Annotated in this window: 19 protein-coding genes; 14 read left to right on the top strand and 5 right to left on the bottom strand. The window is 59.2% G+C overall.

The window, feature by feature from the left end; translation table 11 throughout:
* Positions 1-2 precede the first annotated feature (2 nt).
* Positions 3-197 carry a SlyX family protein gene (locus ACR0J0_RS06205; RefSeq protein ID WP_170573549.1) on the bottom strand — a complete coding sequence of 65 codons (195 nt, stop codon included), beginning with the start codon at positions 195-197 and terminating at the stop codon, positions 3-5.
* A 129-nt stretch (positions 198-326) separates the two neighbouring features.
* Here ACR0J0_RS06205 and hisS point away from each other — a divergent pair, with 129 nt between their 5' ends.
* Genes hisS through hisG form a run of 3 tightly spaced genes read left to right on the top strand, consistent with a single transcriptional unit; the run spans position 327 to position 3,592 of the window.
* A complete protein-coding gene (hisS, locus tag ACR0J0_RS06210) occupies positions 327-1,814 on the top strand; it encodes a histidine--tRNA ligase (RefSeq protein ID WP_480662133.1) in 1,488 nt (495 codons plus the stop codon).
* Between the two features lie 3 nt (positions 1,815-1,817).
* Positions 1,818-2,906 (top strand): ATP phosphoribosyltransferase regulatory subunit, encoded by a 1,089-nt coding sequence (locus ACR0J0_RS06215; protein ID WP_480662135.1) that lies wholly within the window; start codon positions 1,818-1,820, stop codon positions 2,904-2,906.
* Positions 2,903-3,592, top strand: a complete 690-nt coding sequence (hisG, locus tag ACR0J0_RS06220) for an ATP phosphoribosyltransferase (protein ID WP_480662137.1) — start codon at positions 2,903-2,905, stop codon at positions 3,590-3,592. Before ACR0J0_RS06215 ends, hisG begins: the two co-directional genes overlap by 4 nt.
* Here the strand turns inward: hisG and ACR0J0_RS06225 are convergent, their stop codons facing one another.
* Positions 3,593-4,024 carry a DUF1489 family protein gene (locus tag ACR0J0_RS06225; protein WP_480662139.1) on the bottom strand — a complete coding sequence of 144 codons (432 nt, stop codon included), beginning with the start codon at positions 4,022-4,024 and terminating at the stop codon, positions 3,593-3,595.
* 129 nt (positions 4,025-4,153) lie between these two features.
* Here ACR0J0_RS06225 and ACR0J0_RS06230 point away from each other — a divergent pair, with 129 nt between their 5' ends.
* From ACR0J0_RS06230 to rpsD, 3 genes are all read left to right on the top strand, one after another.
* A complete protein-coding gene (locus ACR0J0_RS06230) occupies positions 4,154-6,436 on the top strand; it encodes an adenosylcobalamin-dependent ribonucleoside-diphosphate reductase (RefSeq protein ID WP_480662140.1) in 2,283 nt (760 codons plus the stop codon).
* A gap of 367 nt (positions 6,437-6,803) precedes the next feature.
* A complete protein-coding gene (locus ACR0J0_RS06235) occupies positions 6,804-7,124 on the top strand; it encodes a hypothetical protein (protein ID WP_480662142.1) in 321 nt (106 codons plus the stop codon).
* A 200-nt stretch (positions 7,125-7,324) separates the two neighbouring features.
* Positions 7,325-7,945 (top strand): 30S ribosomal protein S4, encoded by a 621-nt coding sequence (rpsD, locus tag ACR0J0_RS06240; protein ID WP_170763724.1) that lies wholly within the window; start codon positions 7,325-7,327, stop codon positions 7,943-7,945.
* A 57-nt stretch (positions 7,946-8,002) separates the two neighbouring features.
* Here the strand turns inward: rpsD and ACR0J0_RS06245 are convergent, their stop codons facing one another.
* The gene (locus tag ACR0J0_RS06245) at positions 8,003-8,284 is read right to left on the bottom strand and encodes a DUF1330 domain-containing protein (RefSeq protein WP_480662144.1); all 282 of its coding nucleotides are present in this window, start codon (positions 8,282-8,284) and stop codon (positions 8,003-8,005) included.
* Positions 8,285-8,339: 55 nt separating this feature from the next.
* Here ACR0J0_RS06245 and ACR0J0_RS06250 point away from each other — a divergent pair, with 55 nt between their 5' ends.
* Positions 8,340-9,251 carry a LysR family transcriptional regulator gene (locus tag ACR0J0_RS06250; RefSeq protein ID WP_480662146.1) on the top strand — a complete coding sequence of 304 codons (912 nt, stop codon included), beginning with the start codon at positions 8,340-8,342 and terminating at the stop codon, positions 9,249-9,251.
* On the opposite strand, the gene ACR0J0_RS06255 is transcribed toward ACR0J0_RS06250, so the two are convergent.
* Positions 9,252-9,713: an Lrp/AsnC family transcriptional regulator gene (locus ACR0J0_RS06255; RefSeq protein ID WP_480662148.1), complete on the bottom strand. Its 462-nt coding sequence runs from the start codon at positions 9,711-9,713 to the stop codon at positions 9,252-9,254.
* A gap of 103 nt (positions 9,714-9,816) precedes the next feature.
* Here ACR0J0_RS06255 and ACR0J0_RS06260 point away from each other — a divergent pair, with 103 nt between their 5' ends.
* From ACR0J0_RS06260 to ACR0J0_RS06275, 4 genes are all read left to right on the top strand, one after another.
* Positions 9,817-11,232, top strand: a complete 1,416-nt coding sequence (locus ACR0J0_RS06260) for an aminotransferase class V-fold PLP-dependent enzyme (RefSeq protein ID WP_480662150.1) — start codon at positions 9,817-9,819, stop codon at positions 11,230-11,232.
* 64 nt (positions 11,233-11,296) lie between these two features.
* The gene (gene hisC, locus ACR0J0_RS06265) at positions 11,297-12,382 is read left to right on the top strand and encodes a histidinol-phosphate transaminase (RefSeq protein WP_480662152.1); all 1,086 of its coding nucleotides are present in this window, start codon (positions 11,297-11,299) and stop codon (positions 12,380-12,382) included.
* Complete coding sequence (locus ACR0J0_RS06270; RefSeq protein ID WP_480662154.1) at positions 12,379-13,299, top strand: prephenate/arogenate dehydrogenase family protein; 921 nt, start codon at positions 12,379-12,381, stop codon at positions 13,297-13,299. The genes hisC and ACR0J0_RS06270 overlap by 4 nt, the downstream gene beginning before the upstream one ends.
* Complete coding sequence (locus ACR0J0_RS06275; RefSeq protein ID WP_480662156.1) at positions 13,296-14,144, top strand: extensin-like domain-containing protein; 849 nt, start codon at positions 13,296-13,298, stop codon at positions 14,142-14,144. Before ACR0J0_RS06270 ends, ACR0J0_RS06275 begins: the two co-directional genes overlap by 4 nt.
* Here ACR0J0_RS06275 and ACR0J0_RS06280 read toward each other — a convergent pair.
* The gene (locus ACR0J0_RS06280; RefSeq protein ID WP_480662158.1) at positions 14,141-15,142 is read right to left on the bottom strand and encodes a DUF2125 domain-containing protein; all 1,002 of its coding nucleotides are present in this window, start codon (positions 15,140-15,142) and stop codon (positions 14,141-14,143) included. The two genes, ACR0J0_RS06275 and ACR0J0_RS06280, sit on opposite strands and share 4 nt — an antisense overlap.
* A 67-nt stretch (positions 15,143-15,209) precedes the next feature.
* Between ACR0J0_RS06280 and ACR0J0_RS06285 the strand changes: the two genes are divergently transcribed.
* From ACR0J0_RS06285 to ACR0J0_RS06295, 3 genes are all read left to right on the top strand, one after another.
* The gene (locus tag ACR0J0_RS06285; RefSeq protein ID WP_480662160.1) at positions 15,210-15,740 is read left to right on the top strand and encodes a gamma-glutamylcyclotransferase; all 531 of its coding nucleotides are present in this window, start codon (positions 15,210-15,212) and stop codon (positions 15,738-15,740) included.
* A gap of 68 nt (positions 15,741-15,808) precedes the next feature.
* Positions 15,809-16,987, top strand: a complete 1,179-nt coding sequence (locus tag ACR0J0_RS06290) for a biopolymer transporter ExbB (RefSeq protein WP_480662162.1) — start codon at positions 15,809-15,811, stop codon at positions 16,985-16,987.
* A gap of 3 nt (positions 16,988-16,990) precedes the next feature.
* Positions 16,991-18,691, top strand: coding sequence for a peptidoglycan -binding protein (locus ACR0J0_RS06295; protein ID WP_480662164.1), 1,701 nt, complete (start codon positions 16,991-16,993; stop codon positions 18,689-18,691).
* Positions 18,692-18,716: the final 25 nt, after the last annotated feature.

Here is an 18,716-nt window from a genome sequence, read left to right on the forward strand (position 1 = left end):
GCTCAATAATGCGGCGGGCGTTCATCTCCGAATACGACCCCGCCTGATCCTTCCTGCGCCCGTTCGGCCTCACGCTGCAGTAACATCTCGACCCGGCGGGTCAGGCGGTCGATTTCGCCTTGCTGGCGGGTGACGACTGTGTTCAGTTCTTCAACCGTGCGGGTCAGGTGGGCGATCTGTTCTTCCAGATGCTGCATTGGCGACTCCTGTGTCTTGTGCTGGTCATAGCGACCCTGTGACGCCGTGGCCAGCGAAAGCGCGCCTTGCCCCGATGCGGGCCATGGGATAGACCGCGCGCGGAACATGACCCGTGAAGGACGCCCCCGATGGCCAAGCCCAAGAAACAGCCCCGCCCTAAGGCAATTACGCCCAAAGGGTTCCGCGACTATTTCGGCCAGGAAGTCACGCAGCGCACCGAGATGCTGCGGGCTATTGCGGACGTCTATCATCGTTACGGGTTCGACGCCCTGGAAAGCAGCGCGGTGGAAACCGTTGAGGCGCTGGGCAAGTTCCTGCCCGACGTGGATCGCCCGAACGAAGGCGTGTTCGCGTGGCAGGAGGTCGATGAGAATGACAAAGGCGACTGGATGGCCCTGCGGTATGACCTGACCGCGCCGCTGGCCCGTGTTTACGCGCAGCACCGCAACGACCTGCCGACGCCCTATCGCCGGTATGCGATGGGTCCGGTCTGGCGCAACGAAAAGCCGGGGCCGGGGCGCTATCGTCAGTTCTATCAGTGTGATGCGGATACGGTGGGTACGGCTTCGATGGCCGCAGACGCCGAGATTTGCGCCATGCTGTCAGACACGCTGGAGACCGTCGGCATCCCGCGTGGCGACTATCTGGTTCGCGTCAACAACCGCAAAGTTCTGAACGGCGTGCTTGAGGCGATGGGTCTTGGCGAAGACGCTGCCGCCCGCGACAACGTCCTGCGCACCATCGACAAATTCGACAAGGTGGGTAAGGCTGGCGTGCGCGAGTTGCTGACCAAGGGCCGTCTGGATGCGTCCGGCGCGTTCATCGATGGCGTTGGGCTCAGCGACGACCAGGCAGAGCCGGTGATTGCTTTCCTGACCTCCAAGGCTGCGGATGCGGCCGGAACGTTAGCCAACCTGCGCGCCGCCGTCGGCGACAGCAAGATCGGTGCGGACGGGATTTCCGAGCTGGAACAGATCGGCACCTTGCTGGATGCGGGCGGCTACGGCGCGGACCGGATCGAGATCGACCCTTCAGTCGTGCGTGGATTGGGCTACTATACTGGTCCCGTCTACGAGGCTGAACTGACTTTCGAGATTTTCGACGAGAAAGGCCGCAAGCGGCAGTTCGGTTCGGTTTCGGGTGGTGGGCGTTACGACGATCTGGTCAAGCGGTTCACCGGACAAGAGGTGCCCGCGACTGGCGTCTCCATCGGTGTTGACCGTCTGCTGGCCGCCCTGCGCGAAAAGGGTCGGATCGCCGCACAGGCCACCGGCCCTGTGGTGGTCACCGTCATGGATCGCGACCGCATGGCCGACTATCAGGCGATGGTGGCCGAACTGCGCAACGCAGGTATTCGGGCCGAGGTGTATCTTGGTAACCCCAAAAACTTTGGCAATCAGTTGAAATACGCGGACAAGCGGAACTCTCCGATCGCAGTGATCGAAGGTGGCGATGAAAAGGCCAATGCGATCGTGCAGATCAAAGATCTGATCCTTGGCGCGAAAATCGCCGAAAGCGCCACGCTGGAGGAATGGAAAGAACGTCCCAGTCAGTTCGAAGTGCCGCGCGGCGATCTGGTCGCCAAAGTGCGTGAAATTCTGGACAGTCAGGACTGAGCCATGGCCAACCGTTCTCAGATACAGGCCCGCGCCGCGATGATGCGCGTCCGGTTCGAGGCCGCAGGGGCGCAGGTCGTGGATACGCCTTTGCTGCAACCGGCGGAAATACTGCTGGACCTCTATGGTGAAGACATTCGTGCCCGTGCTTATGTGACGTCGGACGCCTTGCGCGGCGAGCAGATGCTGCGCCCCGACTTCACGCTGCCGGTTGTGCAGATGCACATGAACGATGGGGCCGAGCCCGCGCGCTATACCTATTCGGGCGAGGTTTTCCGGCGGCAGGAGCACGACCCGGACCGGTCCAACGAGTACATTCAAGTCGGGTACGAGGTCTTTGACCGTGACGATCCGGCCGGGGCGGATGCCGAGGTGTTTTCGCTGTTTGCCCTGCAATTGCGTGGGCTGCCCCTGCGCGCCGCCACCGGCGATATCGGCATTCTGACTGCGGCTGTTCAGGGTCTTCGCACCACGGATCGCCGTAAAGCTGCTTTGATGCGCCACCTGTGGCGTCCGCGTCGGTTTCGTATCCTGCTGGATCGCTTTTCGGGGCGAAAGCCCGAACCAGAAAACCGCGCAAAACTGTTGGACGCAGAAGATCCGATGCGTGTCGACGCGCCGTTGATCGGCAAACGCCGTGCGGCCGAGATTGAGGCCCGTATCGACGCTTTGCGCGAAGATCGCGAGACGCCACCGATTTCGGATAGCGAACTCGCGGGGCTCGAGTCACTGTTGGCGGTGCGGGAAACCATGCCCTTTGCTCTTGAACAGTTGCGGGACGTCGCGGTTGATCTGCCGCAGATCACGCCGGCGCTGAACCGGCTCGAGGCCAGAATAGCGGCCCTGCAGGCGCGCGGCGTGGATGTCGAGACGCTGGATTTCGAGGCCGCCTATGGGCGCACGTCCATGGAATATTACGACGGGTTTGTTTTTGGGTTCTATGCCGAGGGTCGCCCGGACCTGCCGCCGATTGCCACCGGCGGTCGCTATGACGCGCTGACGCGTCAGTTGGGCAACGGGGCGGAAATTCCGGCCGTTGGTGGGGTTCTGCGCCCCGACCTGATGCTGGAAATTGAGGAGGATGCGCAATGAGCCTGAAACTTGGCGTGCCCTCCAAGGGCCGGTTGATGGAGAAAACCTTTTCGTGGTTCGAAAAGCGCGGTATCACCTTGTCGCGCAGCGGATCAGACCGGGAATACGCTGGTAAGGTCGAGGGGATCGATGGCGTCTCGTTGATCTTGCTGTCCGCCGGGGAAATACCCCGCGAACTGGCAGCGGGCCGCATTCATATGGGTGTGACCGGGACAGACCTGGTACAAGAGAAACTGCCACGCTGGGAGCAGCAGATTGAGGAAGTTTCACAATTGGGGTTCGGCAAAGCCGATCTGATCATCGCGACACCCGCATGCTGGGTCGACGTGGAAACCCTGGATGATCTTGATGCCGCGGCTGCGGCGTTCCGCAAAACCCATGGCCATCGTTTGCGTATTGCGACCAAATATCACCGACTGGTGCGAGAGTTTCTGATTGATGCGGGCGTTGCCGATTACACACTGGTTGACAGCCAGGGCGCGACCGAAGGCACCGTGATGAATGAAACCGCCGAGGCGATTGCCGATATCACATCGACAGGTGAAACCCTGCGGGCCAACCACCTCAAGATCCTGTCGGATGGTCTGATCCTGCAATCGCAGGCAACGCTGTGGCGTAGCCGTGTAGCTGATTATGATGCGGGTGATAAAGAGATTCTGACTGAACTCTTGGATCGGCTGAGCTGATTACAGCACGCCGATCTCGGCCAGCGCGCGGTTCAGATCATCGGGTAGAGAATCGTCCTCTGCCCTCCCTTTAGGAAGGTCGGCGGGAGTATCCTCGGGTTTCAGATATCTCCAACCCTGGAATGGGCGTTTCAAAGCGTTCTGGGTGCGGTGCACCTCTGGGTCCAGCACGATGGCGCAGCGGCGGATGCCGTCTTCGCCGCGCACTTCGTCCAGCCGCAGGATCTTTTGGCGACATTGCACGACGCCCTTGATCACCCAGTAGATTGATCCGCCGTTCAGAATCTCGGTTTCACGCTTGGGCCACATGCGGGTGACGTGGCGCGGGCACCCGTCCTCATAGAGCGGCTTACGGCTGTCCTGCCACGCGATCAGCGTCTCGACGCTTTCCGATCCGACCGAAAGTTTTATGAGGTTTACGTACTTATCCACAGCTTTCCCACAGAGTCGTCCCGAGGCTCATCTTTATATTGTAGCTCTCTGGTGGCTGTCATCAAGGTGTTGTGGTGCGCATGTGAATTGGGATAGTCTGGATACCTCTTTCAAGACAGGGAATCACCAATGAGCCGCTTTGCCGCCCCCATCGCCGAGCAGATCTGGGATATGAAATACCGTTTCAAAAAGGCGGATGGCACGCCCATCGACCAGACTGTCGAGGACAGCTGGCGGCGCATCGCACGCGACCTGGCGCGGGTGGAAAAGGACCTGGGTCATTGGGAAGAAAAATTCTACAAGGCGCTTGAGGATTTCAAATACCTCCCAGCCGGGCGTATCACTGCGGGTGCGGGCACGGCACGGCAGGTGACCCTGTTCAACTGCTTCGTCATGGGCACCGTGCCCGACAGCATGGGCGGCATCTTCGATATGCTGAAAGAGGCCGCGCTAACCATGCAGCAGGGTGGGGGGATCGGTTATGATTTCTCGACCATCCGCCCACGTGGCGCGGATGTAAAAGGGGTGGCGGCAGATGCCTCGGGGCCATTGTCGTTCATGGATGTGTGGGACGCGATGTGTCGCACCATCATGTCCGCAGGCTCGCGCCGCGGGGCGATGATGGCAACCATGCGCTGCGACCACCCGGATATCGAATACTTCATCACCGCCAAATCCGACCCGGCCCGCCTGCGCATGTTCAATATGTCGGTGCTGGTGACGGACGCCTTTATGGAGGCGGTCAAGGCCGATGGCCCGTGGGAGTTGGTGTTCGGTGACAAGGTCTATCACACCGTTCAGGCGCGTGATCTGTGGAACAAGATCATGCAGGCAACCTATGACTTTGCCGAACCGGGCGTGATCTTCATCGACCGGATCAATCAGGCCAACAACCTCAGCTACGTGGAAACCATCGCGGCGACGAACCCCTGTGGCGAGCAACCCTTGCCGCCTTATGGCGCCTGTCTTCTGGGCTCGATCAATATGGCGCGTCTGGTGGCTGAGCCGTTTGAGAAGGGCGCGCATCTGGACGAAGCCGTGATGCAGGACTTGGTCGCCACAGCCGTTCGGATGATGGACAACGTCGTGGATGCATCGAAATTCCCGCTACCCGAACAAGCCGCCGAGGCGCAGGCCAAACGCCGTATCGGTTTGGGTGTGACCGGGCTGGCGGATGCTCTGCTGATGGTGGGTCTGCGTTACGGTTCGGACGAAGCGGCGCGTCAGACCGAGCGCTGGTTGCACGCGATTGCCCGCGCCGCGTATCTGGCGTCGGTTGACTTGGCAAAGGAAAAGGGGGCGTTCCCCTTGTTCGACGCCGAGAAGTATCTGGCCAGCGGCACCATGCAGCAAATGGATGACGACGTGCGTGACGCAATCCGCGAACATGGCATCCGAAATGCGCTGCTGACGTCGATTGCGCCCACTGGGACGATCTCGCTTTATGCCGGTAACGTTTCGTCCGGGATTGAGCCGGTGTTTGCCTATGCCTACACACGGAAAGTGCTGCAGAAAGACGGTTCACGTACGGAAGAGGAAGTCGTGGATTACGCCGTGCAAATGTGGCGCGACAAATTTGGCGACAAGGAATTGCCGGATTACTTTGTCAACGCACAGACCCTGTCTCCGTCCGATCATGTCAAGATGCAGGCGGCGGCGCAGAAATGGATAGACAGTTCGATCTCGAAGACGATCAATTGCCCCGAGGACATCAGCTTTGACGCCTTCAAGGATGTCTACATGCAAGCCTGGGATCAGGGATGCAAAGGGTGCACCACCTATCGTCCCAATGATGTGACCGGATCGGTCCTGACGGTGTCGGAGAGCGATGACAAGGCACCGGGGGAAAGCGCCGATGCCCCGCATGAGGTGGATGGCGGAGACGTGATTTATATGTCCGAGCCATTAGATCGCCCGCAATCTCTGGAGGGGTCGACTTACAAGCTGAAATGGCCCGATAGCGAGCACGCGATTTACCTGACCATCAACGACATCGTAATCGGCGGTCGCCGTCGTCCGTTCGAGGTGTTCATTAACTCCAAGAACATGGAACACTACGCCTGGACATTGGCGCTTACCCGGATGATCTCGGCCGTTTTCCGACGGGGTGGAGACGTGTCCTTTGTTGTCGAAGAGCTGAAGGCGGTGTTCGATCCACGGGGCGGTGCGTGGGTTCAGGGAAAATACATCCCTTCGATTCTGGCCGCTATTGGTGGCGTGATTGAACAGCACATGATCAATATCGGCTTTCTCGAAGGCGAAGGCATGGGGCTGAAATCCGATCCACAAGCTCAGGTCGTCAACATGGACGCACCACGCGGTAAGGCCTGCCCGTCTTGCGGCCAGTTTGACATGGTGATGATAGAGGGTTGCATGACTTGCCGCAGTTGTGGGTACTCAAAATGTGGTTGACGACTCTGTCGTTTTCTCCCTAGGGTTGTATAAAGTGCCGCCGGAGTCTCATTTTAAAATGACTCTCCGGCAACATTTTCGTGATTGCTGCATTTCCGTCTCTTTTCCGACAGAATCTGCCCTGATAAGAATAGCCCAGTGAGCAGTGATTTGTTGAAAGGTACAGGCGGGCACAATGAGAGCCGGGCATAGCGGTCGTATAGCCATTTCGTGGACGCAGACAGAGTTGGATGGGCTTGAGGCGGCGCCTCAGTCTTTTTTGAAGGTTGGTGCCGCGTGGTCGTGGCGTGGACAAGTACATTCGTTGGCTGAATCCTCCCCACAAAGTCTAGCTCTATCGGGGCAGGCCCAAGAGAACACCGCAAAAATGTTGAAGAGCTTAGTGCCTTCGCTGGAAGCGGCTGACGGCGCGATGGGTGTTGTCGTTCTGACCAACGGAGCGCAAACGTTTACAGCGCACCTGTATTTGGTTACCGGAGAAGCGGACCCTGTCCTGGTTTTCGAAGACGGATGCCCTGTCCGTGATCAGGATTTCTGGATCGGCGCGTATACCGAATTTGAAGATCAAAGCGATTCGCTTCAGCTGGATCGAACTGTCGTCGCATTCCCAACACGGGCGCGAGCCGATGAAGGCTGGGGAAAATCGGCTGATCGTCCTGCCGTTTGTGCCAGGACCATGGCGGACTGAGCGCACGAGCCGATCGGTTCTTTGATCATTAGCAAAACTTCCCAAGCCGTGTTGACTCTGCCAGTTCTGCGGATATAAGCGCGGCTTCATTGGTGTTGGTGGCCCCCGCAAGGGGATGCCTGTCATGGGGGAAACCTCAAGAGGACAACGCCCTTCATAGTGGCCTGCACAGGCCTCGACCTAAACGAAGGAGATCAGCCGTGACCAAACGCACGTCTGCCAAGTACAAAATCGACCGCCGGATGGGCGAAAACATCTGGGGTCGTCCGAAATCCCCGATCAACCGTCGTGAATATGGCCCCGGCCAGCACGGTCAGCGCCGCAAGGGCAAACTGTCGGACTTCGGTCTGCAGCTGCGCGCCAAGCAGAAGCTGAAAGGCTACTACGGCGACCTGACCGAGAAGCAGTTCCGCCGTATTTACGCCGAAGCCGAGCGTGTCAAAGGCGACACCGGTGAAAACCTGATCGGTCTGCTGGAGCGCCGCCTGGACGCTGTTGTTTACCGTGCCAAGTTCGTCCCGACCGTGTTTGCTGCACGTCAGTTCGTGAACCACGGCCACGTCAAAGTGAACGGCAAGCGGGTCAACATCCCGTCCTACCGTGTCAAAGAAGGCGACGTCATCGAAGTGCGCGACAAGTCCAAGCAGCTGGCTGTTGTTCTGGAAGCTGTTGCTCTGGCCGAGCGTGATGTTCCTGACTACATCGACGCCGACCACTCGAAAATGACCGCGACTTTCGTACGCGCACCGGGCCTGGGCGATGTGCCTTACCCGGTCATGATGGAACCGAACCTGGTCGTCGAATTCTACGCGAAGAACTAATCTTCGCCGATCCGGCCGAAATTCAGAGCCGCGCTTCCCAGCGCGGCTCTTTTTCTTTCATCCCAGCAAAACGATGACCGATGCTCCGGTGCTGCGGCGCAGATCGTGAAGCTCTTTCAGGTCCGGGTCGTTGATCCAGCCAAGGGCCGCGTCCTTGTCCGGAAAGGACAGTAGGGCAGCAACGTCAGGCAGATCGGGTGTGCCGTCCAACGCCGTTGTTTCGGTAGTGGCCTGTTCGACCTTGCCGCCGTGACGGGCCAAGGCAGGGCCTGCCTGCTCGCGATAGGCGACCAGAGCGTCGGGGTTCTGCACTGTGAGTTTGGCGTATGCGTAGATCATGGTTTTGGTCCTCATTTGTGTGACGCAAAACTAAGTCTCGTGCCGGTTGGCGAAAATGCGTGCTTTTGCATTCATCATATGCAATTTTGCACGCATGAACATTCACTGGGATGACTATCGCGCAGTTTTGACAGTTGTGCGCAGGCGGACCTTGTCCGCTGCTGCCGAGGATCTGGGGGTAAACTATACCACCGTTGCGCGCCGCATTTCCCGGGCAGAGACCGCGACAGGAGAGGTGTTGTTCGAAAGATTGGCTGACGGGTATCGGCCCACTGAAGCGGGAAAACTGGTTGCCCGCCATGCGGCCGAGATGGAGATCGCAGAGCATGCCATGCTGCGCGGGTTATCCGGGCGCGACCAAAAGCTGGAAGGAGAGTTGACGCTAACCGCGCCCCAACTGCTGATCGCCCATGTATTAGCTCCGGTTTTGGATGCGTTCAGCAAGAAGCATCCAGACGTCACTTTGCGGGTCCGAGCAGCGAACGAAATCCTCGACCTCAACAAGCGTGAAGCCGATATCGCCATCCGTATCAGTCGCAATCCCGGCGATTCCTTGAAAGGGTTGCGCCTGGCGGAACAACATGCGGCCAGCTTTGCCACACCAGAACTGGCCGAGCAAATTGCCAATGATCCAGAGGGCGTCGTGGATTGGTTGGCTTACGAACGCCGACAGGACCTGCCTGAACATGTACGCACGTCACGCCCCGGATCCCGTATCAAGATGCGGTTCGATGACATGGTCGCAATGGCCGCCGCTGCACAGGCCGGGTTGGGCGTGGTCAGGATGCCCGTGTTTCTGGGGCGGTCGCTGCCGGGGCTGGTTCAGGTGCCCGAGTTTCAAACGCGACCTTACGCGGATATCTGGATCGTCGCGCATCCGGATGTCTGGCCTTCAGCCAAACTTGAGGCGTTTCGTGCCATCGCCGTTCCATTCTTTCGCGAAAAACGCCCAATGTTCGTGGCCTGATCAAATCGGCAGTGGGCGCCCTTCGGCGATGGCCTCCATCGCGAAATAGGACGTCACGCTGTCCAGTTCTACTTTGTCGATCAGTCGCTGATAGACCTTGTCATAGGACGCCATGTCCTGCGTAACGACTTTCAACTGATAGTCATAGTCGCCGCCGATGCGGTGAAAATCCACCACTTCGGGGATCGTCAGAACATGCCTTCGAAAGGCCTGCAGCCACTCTGCCGAATGGTGCCGTGTGCGCAGCATGACAAATACAACGAGGCTCAGCCCCAGCTTTTCACGCGCGATCCGTGCGGTCGAGCCGATAATGACCCCATTCTCATTCAAGGCTTTCAGGCGTCGCCAGCAGGCGTTCTGCGATAACCCAACCCGATCCGCCAGCTCACGCTGAGACAGGGTGGCGTCTGTTTGAAGCTCACGAAGGATGCGCTTGTCAATTTGATCTATTTTTTCATCCATTCCGAAGCATATGACACAACATTTTGGAAATCCATCCAAAGAAAGGTGAAGTTTCCCCACCGTGCATCAATCATATTTGATAGTGCAATACGGAGATTTAACCATGACCTTGTCCAAATTTCGCGCAGACCTCCAATCCACCACTCGCAATTCCACCCTGCGCGATGGGCTGATCGGAGAAAATGTTCTGATCCCCGGTCTGAATGGGGACGTGCCGCTGGTTTACGCGGATTACGTCGCTTCGGGTCGTGCGCTGCAGCAAGTAGAGGATTTTGTTGCCCATGAGGTGCTGCCTTTCTATGCCAATAGCCACACCGAAGCCTCCTATTGTGGGTCTTTCATGACCCGTCTGCGCCGCGAAGCGCGCGCAGAGATAGCCCGCATTGTTGGAGCGAACGAAAAGGACGCGGTGATCTTTACCGGTTCCGGCGCCACTGCGGGTCTTAACCGGCTGGTCAGTTTGATGGGAGTTGAAGGGGCTGACCGGCCGGTTGTCTTGATTGGACCATACGAGCATCATTCGAACATTCTGCCGTGGCGTGAAAGCAAGGCGCAGGTGATCGAAATCCCCGAAGCACCTGAAGGTGGCGTCGATTTAAAGGCGCTGGAAAAAGCATTGGTTGAAAACGCCGGTTCCGATTTGATCATCGGGTCTTTTTCAGCGGCGTCCAATGTGACCGGCATCATCACCGATCCGGATCCGATCACCCGCCTTCTCAAGTCTCATGGTGCTGTTTCGATCTGGGATTACGCCGGGGGGGGACCTTATCTGCCGATGGACATGGGGCCAGAGGGTGCGCGCAAGGACGCCATCGTTGTTTCCCCTCACAAGTTTCCGGGCGGCCCGGGCGCATCCGGAGTGTTGATCGTCAACGAGAACGCGGTGCGGCGCACATGTCCCAGCTGGCCCGGCGGTGGCACTGTCAGTTTTGTTTCGCCCTGGCGCCATGACTACAGCGAAGATCTGGCAACGCGCGAAGAGGCCGGAACGCCCAACGTCATCGGTGATATTCGCGCGGCGCTTGCCTTCATCGTCAAGGACGTTGTCGGTACCGATGAGATCGCCAAACGCGAAGCGCGATACAACGAGATGGCATTGAAAGGGTGGGGCGACAATCCGAACCTGACATTGCTGGGCACAGACAATCCGCACCGTTTGCCGATCTATTCTTTCCTTGTGCGGGACAATTCCGGCAAGCCTGTGCACCAGCAACTGTTCACCCGGATGCTCAGTGACATCTACGGTATTCAGGCGCGCGGTGGTTGCGCTTGCGCCGGGCCATATGCGCACCGCCTGCTGGAGATTGACAAGGAATCGTCCACGGAGCTTCACGCGGCTTTGGCCGCAGGGGAAGAGATGAAGAAACCGGGATGGGTCCGCCTGAACTTCTCTTACCTGATGAGCGAAGAGACTGTTCAGTTCATCATCGACAGCGTCAATGAACTGTCCCACCGGACTGAGGAATTCACGCGCTTTTACAACGCGGACCCGGCGACCGCCCGCTTCAAGGCGGCGTGACGGAATTGCCGCTTTTCTCAATCCGTTGAGACAGGTATGAGAGGCTCCAACAACGGAGCCTCTTATGAACAAGATCACCCCACAACCCGGCATTATGGACATCGCGCTCTATCAGGGCGGCCAGTCGCATGTGGCCGGGGTGGAGCATGTGATCAAGCTCAGCTCGAACGAAAACCCGTTCGGCCCCAGCCCCAAGGCGATCGAAGCTGTTCGGGAAAGCGCGGTAACCCTGCATCGTTACCCCAGCACCGATCACGCCAGCTTGCGAGCAGCGATTGGTGAGTGTCACGGGCTAGACCCGGCGCGGATCATCTGCGGCGTCGGCAGTGACGAAGTGCTGCAATTTATCGCTCAGGCCTATGCGGGGCCGGGGGATGAGGTGATCTATACCGAGCATGGGTTCTCGATGTACCCGATCATCGCGCGCATGGCCGGCGCGACGCCCGTTATGGTGGCCGAACGCGCGCGCCATGTGGACGTCGACAACATTCTGGCTGTCGTGAATGGCCAGACGCGTATCGTGTTCGTGACCAACCCGGGCAACCCGACCTCGACTATGATCCCCGAGGCGGAACTGGTGCGACTGGCCGAGGCGCTGCCGCCGACTTGCCTGATGGTAATCGACGGGGCCTATGCCGAGTTTGTCGATGGGTTCGACGGTGGCGCGTCCTTGGTGGACCGGTTTGAAAACGTGATCATGACCCGGACCTTTTCCAAGGTGTACGGCCTGGGCGGGATGCGTGTCGGCTGGGGCTATGCTGCGCAGTCGATCATCGACGTGCTGAACCGGGTGCGTCAGCCGTTTAACCTATCTTTGACCGCGTTGGCAGCGGCAGAGGCCGCTGTGAAAGACGTGGAGTTTCTGTCTTTCTGCCAATCCGAAAACGCGCGTTTGCGGGTTTGGTTGTCAGAGGAATTGGCCAAGATCGGAGTGCCTTCGGACGCGTCCTGCACCAATTTCATCCTCGCCCGCTTTGCCGATCAGGCCGAGGCCGAGGCCTGTGATGACTTTCTGAAGACCCAGGGTTTGATCGTGCGCCGTGTGGCGGGCTACAACCTGCCAAACGCCCTGCGGATCACCGTGGGCGATGAAGAAGCCTGCCGCCGCGTTGTTGCGGCCATCACTGCGTTCAAAGGGGGCGCCGCATGAGCCAAGTTTATGATCGTGTGGCCTTGATCGGGCTGGGCCTGATCGCCTCGTCCATGTTCTGGGCCATCAAACGCGCAGGACTTGCTGGCGAAGTGACCGGCTATGCCCGGTCCGAGGCAACCCGCGAGACCGCCCGCCGGATCGGCCTGTGCGACCGCGTGTGTGACACCGCGAAAGAGGCAGTCGAGGGCGCCGACCTCGTCGTGCTTTGTGTTCCCGTGGGCGCAATGGGCGCTGTCGCCCAGGATATTGCTCCGGCCCTCAAACCGGGGGCCACGGTGACCGATGTAGGTTCGGTTAAGCGGCATGTCATCCAAGCTGTGACTCCGTATATTCCCGAAGGTGTGCATTTCATCCCCGCGCACCCATTGGCGGGGACCGAACATTCCGGCCCTGAGTCCGGCTTTGCCGAGCTGTTTGACAATCGCTGGTGCCTGCTGGTGCCGGTCGAAGGCTCGGACCCGGATGCAATCGCCCGCCTGCGTGCGCTTTGGGAGGGCATGGGCTCGAACGTGGATGAGATGGATGCGGATCACCATGATCTGGTTCTTGCCGTCACTTCGCACGCGCCGCACCTGATCGCTTACACGATGGTTGGCGTGGCCGACGATCTGCGCCGGGTGACGGACACCGAAGTCATCAAGTATTCCGCAGCTGGTTTCAGGGACTTCACTCGTATTGCAGCCTCGGACCCGACTATGTGGCGAGACGTGTTCCTGACCAACAAGGACGCAACGTTGGAGATCCTCGGCCGGTTCACCGAAGAGCTGTTTGCCTTGCAGCGCGCGATCAGAACAGGTGACGGCGAGCAATTATTCGACTATTTCACTCGCACACGCGCGATCCGGCGCGGAATCATCGACGCCGGGCAGGACACGGACAAGCCCGATTTCGGACGGGGAAAAACGAACCCATGAGACACGGCTGGAGAACCTTTCTGATCGGACTGGCGGCAATTTGCGCCTCATCTTCTCAGGCCGGCTCTCCAGAGCGCTCTCTGTTCCCGGTTTCGCGCCCCGGCACGACTCCAGTAGTTGAGGCCGTCGCTTTCCTAAGTACCGCGCCGCAGTTGGCGCTGCCAAACACGCGACCTGAGTTGCGTCCGGTTTCACCGCAGGTGCTGGCCGTTGCGGCCCGCCCAGCCGAATTGCCGCTTCTTGGCCCCGACACCTCTCTGATGCCTTACCTGCGGCCCAAATCTCTGGAACAGGAGGCTCTGTTCAAAAAGCGCAAACTGCGCAAGGGATCTGTCTGCGGTGATATTGATATTCAGGGCAAGGCGGTGGGCAAGGTGCCGGGCAAGATAAATGCCTGCGGTATCAAAGACGCTGTTCAGGTCACCTCGGTGTCGGGTGTCACGTTAAGCCGGCCATCCACGATGGATTGTGGTACGGCAGTCGCGCTGAACAATTGGGTCGAGAAGACGGTCAAGCCGACGTTCAAGCGGCGCGGGCCGGTGGTCGAATTGCAGGTCGCTGCGCATTACGCTTGCCGGACGCGGAACAACCGCAAGGGTGCCCGCATTTCAGAGCATGGGAAAGGCCGGGCAATCGACATCTCGGCCTTCAAAATGGCGGATGGAGAGGTCGTGACGGTCCTGAATGGCTGGCGCAAAAATCCGTCGCAAAGCCAGTTGACCAAAGTCTGGCGCGGGGCATGTGGCCCGTTTGGAACCGTTTTGGGGCCGAATGCCGACCGCTACCACCGCGACCATTTCCATCTGGACACGGCCCGCCACCGCCGCGGTCCATATTGTCGTTAGCGCAGGATCAGACGCGGGGCAGGCCCAAGGGGCAATGGACCGAGTGCCACGAAGCCGTCCCGAAAGTTCAACTGCAGGTCCAGCGCATTAGGATTGCCGCCTAGCCCGGCCATGAAATTCAGCGCCCGCGTAACAGGATCAACGGCCTGATCGGGCAGAGCACCCGCTGCGTTGGCCATGGCAATCATATCCCGCCAGTTCTCGGCCTTGACTGCGATTTCACCGGTGGGAATGCCCTGAGCGTCCACATCCAACTGACCCGCCGCAAACAGGCGCAATTCGCCCCACTTGATCTCGGCCAGTTGCAGATCGATCTTCACCGGTTGCGGTCTGCTCTGTTCCAGAGCCGTTCGATCCCAGGCTTTGTCGAACGTGACCGTCATGTCCATCTCAAGCGTTTCAAACGCTTGAGGCAGAGTTGTGGCCGAACGCATTAGCTCCCGCAGATTGTCCCCCGGCGTGAACCCATCGATCCTGGCGCCGACTGCATATGCCTCGGGAACGGATGTCTGCTCCATGACCAACGTTAGCGTGTTGCCCCCCGCCAAAGCTTCGGCATCGTCTGTGATCGACCACGGACCCGCGGTCAGCGCCATCTTTTCCAGTACTAGCGCGACACCCGGCTGCAATTGCAACTCGGCCTGCAGATCACTGGCTTCGATGGTCGCGGTCTGGTCGAAATACGACAGGCGTTGTGGCGTATCCGCAAAGCGCAGCACCTGCCGTCCGGGCCAAATCGCGGGGCTTTGGAACTCGATCCAGTCTGCGCTCCAGGCCGTGCCATTCACAGGATCGGCCAGTGCCGGGCTGTTCAGACGCGTAACGTGGTGAAACGGATACCCAGCGGTCGAGACATCCGAAAACTCCGCCTGCCATCCTCTTTCCTGCTGATTGTCGAACCAGGTGGTGATCGCGTTTCGCAATCCGAATCCGGCGACGAACCAATAGGCGCTCCAGACAACCGCCAATAAAATGATTACTCGTATAAGACCGCGCATGGCAGTTGGCCCTTTTTCCCGCGTTGAATTTGATGTTTATAGACGCAAACGGGCAAGGACCAGAGCTATGACGATGTGGGTTTTCGGATATGGATCGCTGCTGTGGAATCCGGGTTTTCCCGTGGCCCGCAGTGAACACGCGACATTGCAGGGCTATGCGCGCTCCTTTTGCATGAGCTCGATCCACCATCGCGGAACCGAAGAACACCCCGGTCTTGTGCTGGCGCTGGACGAACAGGCGGATGCCAATTGCCAGGGTCTGGCGCTTGCGGTCGAGGCGGGTCACGAAGACCGAACATTGCATGAGTTGCGCGAGCGTGAACTGATTTCTTCGGCCTACGTCGAAAAGATGCTGGACGTGCGTCTGGACAATGGCGAGATCGTTAACGCCGTGACCTACGTGATAGATGCAGACCATGTGCAATATTGCGGCGGTCTGCCACTTGAGGAGCAGGCACAGATCATCGCTCATGCGGTTGGTGGGCGCGGGCCGAATAAGGAATACCTGTATAATACTGCCGAACATCTGGCCGAGATCGACCTGCGGGATCCTGATCTTGAGTGGTTAGCGCAACGGGTGCGCAGCATCACCGCATAAACCCTTGGCGTCACCGGCTGATTTTCGCTAGATTCGGGCAAGAGCAGGCAAAATCAGGATCAACGCGCATGGCGCAGGCACATCAGGGCGCGAGACCCCATTTCTCGCATCCCATTCGTCAGATTGTGATGATGTTAGTCGCAATTGGCCTAGCGGGCTTGGGCGTCTTCATGGCGTTGCCCTATGTCATGCCGGTTTTTCAGGCAAACCCGTACCTGAACGGCTTTATCATTCTGGTGTTTGTGATCGGCGTATTCGCCTGTTTCTATCAGGTGACGCAATTGATCGGTTCGGTCCGCTGGATCGAGGCCTTTGTCGGCGGAGTCGTCCGCGAAGATGACCGTACGCCCCAATTACTTGCACCGCTGGCCTCGTTGTTGCGGGAGCGGGGCGCGCGGTCGCAGATCAGTTCAACGTCCACACGCTCGATTTTGGATTCGGTCGCGGAACGGGTTGAAGAAGAGCGTGAGATCACGCGCTATATCACGAACGTGCTGATTTACCTTGGCCTTTTGGGCACGTTCTTCGGTCTGGCAACCACGGTTCCAGCCATCGTCGATACGATCCGCAGCCTGAACCCGCAAGAGGGCGAAGAAGGACTGGCCGTGTTCAACCGCCTGATGGTCGGGCTTGAGGCGCAATTGCAAGGCATGGGCGTGGCGTTCGGCTCATCCCTTTTGGGTTTGGCCGGATCATTGATCGTCGGTCTTCTGGAACTGTTTGCAGGCCATGGGCAAAACCGGTTCTACCGAGAGCTTGAGGAGTGGTTGTCCTCGATCACTCGGGTCGGCTTTGCCGCAGGCGATGAGGGCGGCGCGGAAATCGCTGTGCTGACGCCCGTTCTGGATGCCATGTCCGAACAGATGGATGCGCTACAGGATCTGTTCTCGGCGCAGGAGGCGGACCGGGCTACGGTTTCGTCCAAGTTGGGTCAGTTGGCTGACGCGATTGGGGAAATGAATATCCGGCAGTCCGATAGCGAAGGTGTAACGGCCGCGCTGGAACGCGTAGCCCTTGGGCAGGATGCACTACTGGATCATATGCGCGAACAGGGCACCGGTGATGGCATCGACGCCGAAAGCCGGATGCGCCTGCGATCGATGGACGTGCAGCTGCTGCGCATTCTCGAAGAAATTTCGGCTGGTCGGCAGGAAAGCATGAGCGAGATGCGCAAAGATATCGAATTGCTGGTCAAAGCCCTGACATTACCTCGAGGCGCCGTTCGCACCGCTCCGGAAGGAGAGTAACTTATGGCTCTGTCCCGCCGCACAGGTCAGCGTTTTCAAGGATCGGTTTGGCCGGGCTTTGTTGACGCGATCACAGGGCTGTTGATGGTGCTGACCTTTGTGCTGACCATCTTCATGGTGGTTCAGTTCGTGTTGCGCGAGACCATCTCCGGACAAGAGGACGAACTGACCGCGCTATCCGATGAGGTCGCGGCGCTGGCAGGGGCATTGGGTCTGGAAGAGCGTGAAAACAGCCGGTTGCAGGCACGTCTCGGGGCGTTGAACGCAACCCTGTCGCAAACCGAGGATACACTGGCGCGGGCCGAGGTTGATCTGGCCCTGTCACAGGCGCGCATCACCGATTTCGAGGCGCAGGTTACCGCACTGCTGGCAGATCAGGAACGTGCGCGCGGTGCAATCGCCACTTTGGAATCTCAACGTGCGGAATTGCTGGATGAACAGCAGGCGCTGAATCTCGCATTGGCGCAAAGTCGGGCCGAGATCGACGAGCAGACCGAAGCTGCGCGGCTTGCTGCTGCCCGGCGTGAGGCGTTGGAAGCTTTGGTCTCGGACCTGGAGCAAAGCGAAGCGTCACAGGCCACACGGATCGGAGAGCTGGAGGAACAGCTGAGCGCGGAAGAGGCCGCTAAACTGGCCGAGGCCGCCGCTGCCGAAAACCTGCGTAACCGACTGCAAGATGCCGACGCTGAACTGACGGCCATGACGCTGGCTTTGGAAGCACAGCGTAAAGAAGCCGAGGATACGCTGACATTGCTAGCTGCCGCGCGTGCGGCCAAAGCGGAGCTTGAGCGCCAGTTTGGTGCGTTGAATACCGAAGAGTTGCTGGACCAGCTACAGGCCGCACTTGCCGCACAAACTGAAGCACAGGCCGAAGCGCAAACCCAGCGATCGCTGGCGGAAGAGCGTTCGGCCCTGTTGGCTGTTGCCCGCGATGCGATTTCTGCCGAGAAGGAGATTTCCGCCGAAGCGCAACGCGAAACTGCATTGCTGAACCAACAGATGGCTGCGCTGCGCCAACAGCTGGGCGGGTTGCAAGCGATTCTGGACGACTATGAAGAACGCAATGCCGCCGCCGATATCCGCATTCAGACACTGGGTCAGGACCTGAACGCAGCGCTGGCCCGCGCGGCCTCGGAAGAGCGTCGCCGCCGTCTACTGGAAGAGGCCGAACGCGCACGGCTGGAGGCCGAGGCCGAAGCTCTGTCCGGTCAGAACGAGGAACTGGCTGCTCAAGCCGAAGATCTGCAGCGCTACCGCTCGGAGTTCTTTGGCCGTCTACGTGATGTCCTGGGGGATGAGGAAGGCGTTCGGATTGAAGGTGACCGCTTTGTGTTCTCGTCGGAGGTTCTGTTTGACACAGGCTCGGCCGTGTTGTCACCGATTGGGCGGCAAGAGGTTGCCAAAGTGGCCAACATCCTGCGTGGCGTGGCAGCCGAAATTCCCGAAGGTCTGAACTGGGTGATCCGAGTCGACGGTCACACGGACAACGTGCCGCTGGCCGGATCCGGGCGATACCGCGACAACTGGGAACTGAGCCAGGGCCGGGCATTGTCAGTTGTGCGTTACATGGTCGACGCGCTGGGTATTCCGCCCAACAGACTGGCCGCCAACGGGTTTGGTGAGTTCCAGCCTGTCAATCCGGCGGATACGCCGGAGGCACGGGCGCAGAACCGGCGGATCGAGCTGAAACTCACCGAAAGGTAACAGCATACTTGTTAACCACGTCAGG

The sequence above is a fragment of the Ruegeria sp. BF12 genome (assembly GCF_056538705.1).

Bases quoted from the DNA above. Each gene is read 5' to 3' on its own strand.
- ACR0J0_RS06205 (WP_170573549.1), bottom strand. From the start codon at position 197: ATGCAGCATCTGGAAGAACAGATCGCCCACCTGACCCGCACGGTTGAA.
- hisS (WP_480662133.1), top strand. From the start codon at position 327: ATGGCCAAGCCCAAGAAACAGCCCCGCCCTAAGGCAATTACGCCCAAA.
- ACR0J0_RS06215 (WP_480662135.1), top strand. From the start codon at position 1,818: ATGGCCAACCGTTCTCAGATACAGGCCCGCGCCGCGATGATGCGCGTC.
- hisG (WP_480662137.1), top strand. From the start codon at position 2,903: ATGAGCCTGAAACTTGGCGTGCCCTCCAAGGGCCGGTTGATGGAGAAA.
- ACR0J0_RS06230 (WP_480662140.1), top strand. From the start codon at position 4,154: ATGAGCCGCTTTGCCGCCCCCATCGCCGAGCAGATCTGGGATATGAAA.
- ACR0J0_RS06235 (WP_480662142.1), top strand. From the start codon at position 6,804: ATGTTGAAGAGCTTAGTGCCTTCGCTGGAAGCGGCTGACGGCGCGATG.
- ACR0J0_RS06245 (WP_480662144.1), bottom strand. From the start codon at position 8,284: ATGATCTACGCATACGCCAAACTCACAGTGCAGAACCCCGACGCTCTG.
- ACR0J0_RS06250 (WP_480662146.1), top strand. From the start codon at position 8,340: ATGCGTGCTTTTGCATTCATCATATGCAATTTTGCACGCATGAACATT.
- ACR0J0_RS06255 (WP_480662148.1), bottom strand. From the start codon at position 9,713: ATGGATGAAAAAATAGATCAAATTGACAAGCGCATCCTTCGTGAGCTT.
- ACR0J0_RS06260 (WP_480662150.1), top strand. From the start codon at position 9,817: ATGACCTTGTCCAAATTTCGCGCAGACCTCCAATCCACCACTCGCAAT.
- hisC (WP_480662152.1), top strand. From the start codon at position 11,297: ATGAACAAGATCACCCCACAACCCGGCATTATGGACATCGCGCTCTAT.
- ACR0J0_RS06270 (WP_480662154.1), top strand. From the start codon at position 12,379: ATGAGCCAAGTTTATGATCGTGTGGCCTTGATCGGGCTGGGCCTGATC.
- ACR0J0_RS06275 (WP_480662156.1), top strand. From the start codon at position 13,296: ATGAGACACGGCTGGAGAACCTTTCTGATCGGACTGGCGGCAATTTGC.
- ACR0J0_RS06280 (WP_480662158.1), bottom strand. From the start codon at position 15,142: ATGCGCGGTCTTATACGAGTAATCATTTTATTGGCGGTTGTCTGGAGC.
- ACR0J0_RS06285 (WP_480662160.1), top strand. From the start codon at position 15,210: ATGACGATGTGGGTTTTCGGATATGGATCGCTGCTGTGGAATCCGGGT.
- ACR0J0_RS06290 (WP_480662162.1), top strand. From the start codon at position 15,809: ATGGCGCAGGCACATCAGGGCGCGAGACCCCATTTCTCGCATCCCATT.
- ACR0J0_RS06295 (WP_480662164.1), top strand. From the start codon at position 16,991: ATGGCTCTGTCCCGCCGCACAGGTCAGCGTTTTCAAGGATCGGTTTGG.